The sequence below is a fragment of the Haladaptatus cibarius D43 genome, from assembly GCF_000710615.1.
GTDB lineage: Archaea > Halobacteriota > Halobacteria > Halobacteriales > Haladaptataceae > Haladaptatus > Haladaptatus cibarius.
Genome location: NZ_JDTH01000006.1, coordinates 316,721 through 324,664, shown reverse-complemented (window position 1 = coordinate 324,664; position 7,944 = coordinate 316,721). Strand labels below are relative to the sequence as shown.

6 protein-coding genes and 1 rRNA gene are annotated in these 7,944 nt (G+C 59.1%); 6 read left to right on the top strand and 1 reads right to left on the bottom strand.

The features are described 5' to 3' along the window. Positions 1-177 precede the first annotated feature (177 nt). The 3 genes from rrf (at position 178) to HL45_RS17380 (ending at position 2,872) form a co-directional block, all read left to right on the top strand. Positions 178-299, top strand: a 5S ribosomal RNA gene (gene rrf / locus HL45_RS17390). A 260-nt stretch (positions 300-559) separates the two neighbouring features. Beyond that, the gene (locus HL45_RS17385) at positions 560-1,924 is read left to right on the top strand and encodes an outer membrane protein assembly factor BamB family protein (protein WP_049972462.1); all 1,365 of its coding nucleotides are present in this window, start codon (positions 560-562) and stop codon (positions 1,922-1,924) included. 321 nt (positions 1,925-2,245) lie between these two features. Continuing rightward, on the top strand, positions 2,246-2,872 hold the full coding sequence (locus HL45_RS17380; RefSeq protein ID WP_049972461.1) for a right-handed parallel beta-helix repeat-containing protein: 627 nt from the start codon (positions 2,246-2,248) through the stop codon (positions 2,870-2,872). 40 nt (positions 2,873-2,912) lie between these two features. On the opposite strand, the gene HL45_RS17375 is transcribed toward HL45_RS17380, so the two are convergent. After that, positions 2,913-4,121, bottom strand: coding sequence for a glycoside hydrolase 5 family protein (locus tag HL45_RS17375; RefSeq protein WP_084157078.1), 1,209 nt, complete (start codon positions 4,119-4,121; stop codon positions 2,913-2,915). 218 nt (positions 4,122-4,339) lie between these two features. Here HL45_RS17375 and HL45_RS17370 point away from each other — a divergent pair, with 218 nt between their 5' ends. The 3 genes from HL45_RS17370 (at position 4,340) to HL45_RS17365 (ending at position 7,917) form a co-directional block, all read left to right on the top strand. Beyond that, complete coding sequence (locus tag HL45_RS17370; RefSeq protein ID WP_049972460.1) at positions 4,340-4,900, top strand: metal-dependent hydrolase; 561 nt, start codon at positions 4,340-4,342, stop codon at positions 4,898-4,900. Positions 4,901-5,318: 418 nt separating this feature from the next. After that, the gene (locus tag HL45_RS20940) at positions 5,319-5,483 is read left to right on the top strand and encodes a hypothetical protein (RefSeq protein WP_158413717.1); all 165 of its coding nucleotides are present in this window, start codon (positions 5,319-5,321) and stop codon (positions 5,481-5,483) included. A 58-nt stretch (positions 5,484-5,541) separates the two neighbouring features. After that, positions 5,542-7,917 (top strand): cation:proton antiporter domain-containing protein, encoded by a 2,376-nt coding sequence (locus tag HL45_RS17365; RefSeq protein ID WP_211250886.1) that lies wholly within the window; start codon positions 5,542-5,544, stop codon positions 7,915-7,917. Positions 7,918-7,944 lie beyond the last annotated feature (27 nt).

Below are 7,944 nucleotides of genomic sequence, written 5' to 3'. Positions count from 1 at the left end.
CCCTTCAGTCCCCCCTCACTAACCCCGCAACTCCTCACAACCATACCGCCTATTGCAATTCCATCGCTCACGCGTGTGAGTCCAGGCGCAAACTGGATTGCACATACACTACATACGGTTGTCCGAACCATCAACGATTGGTATCCACAGTCACGGTTCGATTCCGTGAGTTGACGTTAAGGCGGCCAGAGCGACAGGGCCACACCCGTACCCATCCCGAACACGGTAGTTAAGCCTGTCTGCGTTTCGGTCAGTACTGGAGTGCGCGAGCCTCTGGGAAATCCGATTCGCCGCCTCCCACTCATACTCTCATTCATTACCCACCACGAGCGACGGCGCTCGCGGTGGGTTTTGCTATTTATAAAGAGCAATGCGAAAACGACGCCATTTCGTCGTTTTTGTGCGCTGTCACACCGATTCAAGCAGTCATTACTATGCTTCCTGCGCATACTCCCGAATTTCAGAGAAGATTTTCGCACCGAGATGGCTGGATACGTTTTAGTACAATCGTTATTTCACCCTTCGTGATGGTTTTCACATAACACGTCTATCGTGAACTATGATCGATGATGAAGTGTCGAACGGTGGGTGGTCGCGCCGTCGCGCAATTGCCGCGGTCGGAGGGATGGTAGCGGTTGGAGGATGTCTCACCGAGTCAAAACCGGGGCAGTCTCCGCCCGCACAGGATACGACTCCCGAGTCAGAAGACGAGGAAGATTCTTCCGCGTCGGATTCGTGGCCGTGTTTCGGCTACGATGCGGGGAACCGAGGGTCGGCACCAGCCGCGAGTGGGCCGACCCAGAATCCGCAAGTTGAGTGGACGTTCGACGCGGGAACGCCGACGATGAACAGTTCGCCGGTCGTGCTGGAGGACGTGGTTTACACGACCGGGACGGGTGACCCCGGCGGTATCCGTGCGGTCGAGACGAGTAGCGGCAAGCAGGTCTGGAAGTTCGACACCGACGGGTACGTCTCGTCGGCACCCGCGGTCGTCGATGGCGTTCTCTACGCTGGAACGTGGGGGAAGCAGTTCTATGCAGTGGACATCGAAAGTGGAAATCAGCGCTGGACGGTCGATGTCGGGCACCGATTTAGTTCGTCGTCGCCGGTTGTCGCGGACGGGCGAATCTTCGTCGGGACGATAGGTGACGGCCCACTTGTCGTCTCCGGCCCGGAGGACGAAGAAAAATTCGAGGCCTGCGCCCTGTTCGCGTTCGATGCGGAAACCGGGAACGAACTGTGGCGCTACGACGATTTCGGCGAGCGCGACCACATCGAGTCGTCGCCCGCCGTTGCAGACGGCCGGGTTCACTTTACCGGCGAAAATGCGGTGTACGCCCTTGACGTCGAAACGGGCGAAGTCGTGTGGTCGCGGAACATCGTCGGAAGCTCGTACGCTTCTCCGGCAGTTGGGGATGAACTGGTGTACTACGCGGCTCCGTACCGCGGCGACTCTCCGAGTCGGTTGTGGGCGCTCAATGCCGAAACCGGCGAAACGAGGTGGACGTACGGACTGGGCAATACGAGTCAGAAGATTTCCCCGGCAGTGGCGGACGGAACCGTCTACGTCCCTGCCTCGTCGTCCCGCGTCTGCTTACTGTCGGGCGGTTCGGACGACGACAACTGCTCCGGCGTGACGCGCGGGCGACTGTACGCGGTGGATGCGAAAGCTGGAACGGAACGGTGGAAGGCGGAAATAAAGACGGACACGCGCTCGTCGCCCGCAGTTGCGGACGGCGTCGTCTACGTCGGATGCCGAAACGGCGTGTCGGCGGTGACGGTCGATGGTGAAAACGCGTGGCGACTCGATTTCGAGGGCGAACGCGAGGACTCCCCATACGTGGAATCTTCTCCGGCAGTTGCCGCTGGTCGCGTCTTCATCGGTGCGTCAGATGGGCAACTCAGGTCGATTAGTGAGGAATAAACGACCGGTTATCGACGCGTTACTGTCGGCAATGCTCTGTTACTGCTACTGATTGGTGTGTCACTGGCCACGCTGTTGCTTTGGTTACGTCGTTGCTCTCCTTGCAGTCATTCGTGTTTCGGAAATGGCCGATTTCCTTTCAGAATCATTTTAATTAATTCGGCGAAACCGGGTTGAACGGCGTAGCTATTTGGGTCGGGCGTGCGCGCACGCTCGACCCCGCCACATTTTCTTTTCGGTTTTCGAGAGACGCGACGGCTTTCAGTGCCGGTCGTGGCCAACGATATTTAATACGTAGAGCGAAGAATACTACCGGTAGGAATGGTCTCCATCGATGTGTCGTCTTCCGGGCGAAAGTACCTCCTCATCATCGCCCCATTGATTCTCCTCGTTGCACTGACCGTCGCGGTCGATTTCGTCGAACTGTCGCCGGGTGACGACCAGCCCGAACCGAAGGCCCCCGACCCGACCGCCCTCGACCACTGCCGAACGATTTCGAGTCCCGGTGAGTACGTTCTCACCGACGATTTCGGCGGCGCGACCGGATTGGCGAGCAGTTGCCTCGTCATCAACTCCAGCGACGTTCGGATAAACGGTTCCGGACACACGCTGTTGGGGAGAGGCGTCACCGACTCCACGGGAATCGTGGTCGATAACGAATCCGGCGTCTCGAACGTAACGATTCACTCGGTTCGAGTCGAACGCTGGAATCGCGCGATTCACCTCAGAAACGCCTCCGACGTGACGATTCGAAATGCGAGTACGGTTCGGAGTGCCACCGGAATCACGGTGTGGAACGGCACTGACGTCACGGTCAAAAACACGTGGATTTCCCGCAATCTGTTCGGTGTCGTCGCCGACAACCGAAGTGAGCGGGTGAACCTCACGGCCGCTCGATACGGCGACAACTCCGCGGCGAACAGCACGCGCGGGACGGGCGAAGTGTAGTTACTGGCAGTCGGTAGTCGGCACGTTCGTCGGCGGTGCCTCACTCGGGTTGTTCCTCTCCGGGTGCCTGCTCCGCTTTCTGTTTAATCTCGCCCGCCCAGTCCGGGTACTCCGTTCGCTCTTCGCCTTCGTACTCTGGTTCGCCGGACATGGCTTTGATACTGCGTGCGTCGTCTACGTCCCACACTGCGCCATCCTCGTGGAACAGGCCATTGAGGACGCCGTGCTCGCGGAGGTAGAGCGAGAATGCCGGTTTTATCATCAGTGACCAGAAGAAGTTCCCCGTACCGAATTTTTGAATCGTCGGTGCGAGGGAGGCGTAATCCGGAACTGCGGCCTCGCCGGACACTTCCGCGAAGAACGTATCTCCGGGGCGGATTCGCTGCCATTCGGAAAGCCACACCGGGGCACCGATTTTGTCCTGAATGTGCTTTGCCTGTCGAAGTACGCGCTCGTAGCGGTCAGTCGTCCGGGCGAAGTTGTAGTGGAACTGGAGGATGTCCATCCCCCAGTCGAGATAGTCGGCGTTGTTCGCCAAACTGGTCGAACCCATCGACAGCGGCAGTTCGCCCTGATACAGCGTGAACGTTTTCGACATCTGGCGGAAAAACCGGATGTCTTTTTGATTCCAGCCGGGTTCATTGGTCACCTCGATGGCCAACAGGCGCTCGTCGTTGCGGTATCGCTCCATAAATTCGACGATGAAATCGCGCGGGTCGTCCCACAGTGCCCGACTCGCCATCGTTCTCGTGGAGGGTGAAAACGCCTGCACCGCGGTCAGTGGGTCGTCGTTGATGAGATTTTCGTAGGTCGGTTCGCGCCCGACGCTGTCGAACAGGCCGAGCAGGACGCGCATGCCGTAGCTGTCGGCCGTGTCCAAGAAATGTTCGAGCGCCTCCCAGTGTTCGTCGGGATGTTCGAGCCAGTATTCGTAGCTCATCCACGTCCGAATGGCGTTTAAGTTGACGCTGTCGGCGTAGCCCAAATCCCGTTCGATGATTTCGGGGTCGTAATCTCGCCACATCTGATAGCGGTTGAACGCCCTCGCGGGGATGTAAATCGCGCCGCGAACGTTTACGGGTGCGTCGGTTTCCGGCGGGAGATTGACTTGCCTTTGACGATTTTTCGGGTTTCGGGTTCGATTCGAGGTGGAGGTTCCGAATAGCGTACTGCCCGCGACTGCGGGGAGTCCACCAGCACTCGCACCGACGCCTGCGAGGAACTGACGGCGACCAACTCGTCTGCTCATACCTTGCGTTCGCGCTCAAGGGTGAACAAACTATTCCCCGATGGCGCTTCCGTCTGATTGAATCGCGATGTTTGTGTAGATATATCTCACGCACGTTTAACCGCCATATACGACACTCTGACAAATACTTTCTCGTCACACAATTCGTATTGTACTACTGAAAGAGATAGTCTAACCAGCCAGAACACGTATCACCCCGCGATTCATTCAGTTTTCACATGGTTGATGTGAGTGGGCATTTCGGGATGGCGTTGTTGTTCGCCGCGCCAGCGTGGGCCATCTGGGGTCGCCGCGGGGCGATCGGATTCACGGCCTTTGCATTGGTGACGTCAATGCTTCCGGACGTGGATTTGGCACTCCGGCATGTACTTCCTGTTTCCCACCACGGTATCACGCACACGTTCCTGTTCGTCGCGGTTGTGAGCGTCCTCTGCGGAGCAGTCAGCGCGCGATTTCTCACCACGTCATTGAACGCGAATCGGTGGATTCGCAGCACCGAAATCACCGGAGAAACGGTGTTCGTCTTCGCTACCGCCGGACTTCTCACGGGCGGAATCAGCCACATTTTTGCCGACCTGCTTTCGGCACCTGACATCGCCGCCCCGCTGTCGCCGCTCTGGCCCGTGTACAGCGACCCCATCATCATCGACGTTATCTACTACGACTCACCGCTTTGGAACTTCGGCCTTCTTGCGGTGGCCATCGGAGTGCACCTCGTTCTCGCCAAAAATCGCCGATACCCGCTCGACACTCGCTACCGTCTCGGCGAATTTCGATAACGGCGCGAACCTTCCACGATTTTAGGACGGACGTAACCCATTCATTTCGTTCATCGTTGATTCGAGTCTGTCGCGGTGGGTATCGCGTCTCGTCCGTCGTCCCGCCGAATTTCGCCGCTTTAGCCGGTTTCTAACCCGTTTTGACCGTTCGTGAACTGAAAACGGTCGATGGTGATGATAAGGCCTGCGGGTACATGGTCGAATGCGCGCCACCCCGGCGCGAGCGAAACGGCACATGGCACGCGACACACCAACCCGGTCAAACGACACAATCCGATTACCCGGTGCGGCCAAACGATACAGAGAAACTAAATGACACGCGACGACTACGCGATTCGCCCGAGTCAGGAATCGAAGCCGCCCGACTTGCCGACCTGAACCGTATTCGAAACCATTGTTCCCCCTTCGGCCTTCCATCATGAAAATCACGCCACAGCTGCTCAAGGAACTGCTCACGGTCGTCACTATGCTCACGACGTTCATCAACACGATGACGGAAATGGCACACATCACGAACACGCGACTCGTCATCGTCGTTCTGCTGGCCTGTCTTTTGGGACTGACCCTGCTGGTGAGAGACTGAGTCACCCGTCCTCGCACAAGAGTATTTCTGTCCGGTTGTCGAACAGGGACGGGGAGAGGTGTCAGTGTTTCAAATCGATTCGAGTGGCGTCATTCCGCCGCTCGCGGGTCACGAGTTGTTGTTTCTGTTCGGACAGTTGTTCGTCCTCCTACTGACGGCCCGCGTTCTCGGCGAGGTCGCCAGATACTTCGACTTTCCCTCAGTGTTGGGTGAACTGCTCGCAGGAATCGTCCTCGGGCCATCGATTCTCGGGGCGCTCTTTCCGGGCCTTTTCGTCGCGCTGTTTCCGCCCGACCCGACGCAGTATCACCTGCTCGAAGCGGTTTCGTGGCTCGGTCTGCTCATGCTGTTGGTCGTCACCGGATTCGAAACCGACCTCGACCTCATCGCCAGTCGCGCCCGCAGAGCCACCTCGATTGCGAGCGCGAGCATCGTCGTTCCGTTCGTCCTCGGATTCGGCATCGCGTGGATGCTCCCGGCGGCGTTCCTCGCGGCGGACGGAAACCGGTTCGTGTTCAGCCTCTTCATCGCCACCGCGCTTTCCATCTCTGCGATTCCCGTCATCGCAAAAATCCTCCTCGACCTCGGCATCATCGACCGCGAAATCAGCCAGTTGACCATCGCCTCGGGGATGATAAACGACACCGTCGGCTGGATTCTCCTCGCCGTCGTCGCCGGACTCGCCCGCGGCACCGAGGAGACGGCGATAACGACCGCCGGGACGACGATTCTTTTTCTCGCAATCTTCCTTGTCCTTTCGTTCACCGTCGGCCTCCGCCTCGTTTCCCGCCTGATTCGCTGGGTCGATAGCACGTTCAACAGCGACCTCTCGCTCGTCACGACGGTCATGATTCTCGCGCTGGGCGTCGGGACGCTCACGCACGCACTCCGACTGGAAGCCGTCCTCGGCGCGTTCGTCGTCGGGGTTCTCGTTGGCCGAGTGAACCGGTTCGACCAAGGGGTCCGGCACGTCTTCGAGGTCATCACGCTCGGAATTTTCGCTCCGATATTCTTCGCCACGGCGGGACTCCGCGTCGATTTGACGGCCCTCACCACGCCGTCCATCCTGCTCGTCGGTGCCGCCGTGTTGGGCGTCGCCATCGCCGGAAAGTTCATCGGCGCGTTCGTCGGTGCGCGCGGTGCCGGACTGTCGAACTGGGAAGGTATCGCCATCGGCGCGGGATTGAACGCCCGCGGCGCGCTGGAAATCATCGTCGCAACTGTCGGCCTCAGCCTCGGCGTGCTGACGGAGACGATGTACACGATAATCGTCGTCATCGCCATCGTCACCTCGCTGTTCGCGCCGCCGATTCTCCGTTTCGCTATCGACCGTGTCGAACTTTCTGGCGAAGAAAAGCGGCGATTACAGCAAAAAGAGCGCGACGCACGGAGTTTTTTGGGGTCGGTTTCCCGCGTCCTGCTTCCGACCCGCTGTAGCGTCCACGCCCAACTCGCCGCACAGTTGCTCGGCCACATCGGTCGAAATCGGGACATCGAAGTGACGAATATGTACGTTGTCGGCGCGAGCAAATCGGTTTCCGATTCGCTCGCGCACAGAATACGCCGACGCCTATCGAAGTACACTCGCAGTTCGCCCAATCCACGAAGTAACGGCGGCCCCTCGGCCACAAATCGTACAAAAAACGCCGTCGCGGAGGACTGTCTCGACAACACCACGCGACAGCTATCGCTCTCCCAAGAGATGGTTCACAATCGGGTTCGCCCCCGACGAGGAACCGTCGGCGAAACCGTCACTCGGGAACTCCACCGGGGGTATGACTTCCTTGCACTCGGAATGGGTATCGCGGACGGCGAAAGCGCTCGCAAAACCGGCGACGGAACAGATCGCAACCCCGGAGACGGAAGCGGAGCAGGCCGCAACCCCGTAAATGGCACCGGACGACCGCTGTTTGAACTCGGTATCGAAGACGTGCTTCGGGCGACATCGACGCCCGTCATGGCGGTGAACGCCAACGTCGATAGCGCGGGCGGGCCGCTCGATTCGGTTCCGATTCGCCGAATCCTCGTTCCGACGGTCGGAACCGAGTACAGCCGTCACGCCGCCGAAATCGCCTTCGAAATCGCGCTCGACTGCAACGCACTGGTCGAAGTCGTTCACGTCATCGACCTCAGGCGACTCCACGAACTGTTCGTCGGCGAGGCGGACGTGTCCGAAGCGGCCGAAATCGGTGCGGAAATCGTTGACAGGGAGGCGGCGCTCGGCCGACAACTCGGTGCGAACGTGTTGACCGACGTTCTCGCGGACGACAATCCGGAACGTGCGGTCATCGACCGGGCGACGACGAACGAGATCGACCTCATCGTGCTCGGAAGCGAACTGCGGTCGCTCTCGCGGCGTGCGTTTTTCGGCTATCACGTCGAATACGTGCTGAAAAACGCGCCCTGCTCGGTCGCGGTGGTTAGCTCTCGGTAGAACGCGAAAAATCCGCTCGGAACGCTG

Bases quoted from the DNA above. Each gene is read 5' to 3' on its own strand.
- HL45_RS17385 (WP_049972462.1), top strand. From the start codon at position 560: ATGATCGATGATGAAGTGTCGAACGGTGGGTGGTCGCGCCGTCGCGCA.
- HL45_RS17380 (WP_049972461.1), top strand. From the start codon at position 2,246: ATGGTCTCCATCGATGTGTCGTCTTCCGGGCGAAAGTACCTCCTCATC.
- HL45_RS17375 (WP_084157078.1), bottom strand. From the start codon at position 4,121: ATGAGCAGACGAGTTGGTCGCCGTCAGTTCCTCGCAGGCGTCGGTGCG.
- HL45_RS17370 (WP_049972460.1), top strand. From the start codon at position 4,340: ATGGTTGATGTGAGTGGGCATTTCGGGATGGCGTTGTTGTTCGCCGCG.
- HL45_RS20940 (WP_158413717.1), top strand. From the start codon at position 5,319: ATGAAAATCACGCCACAGCTGCTCAAGGAACTGCTCACGGTCGTCACT.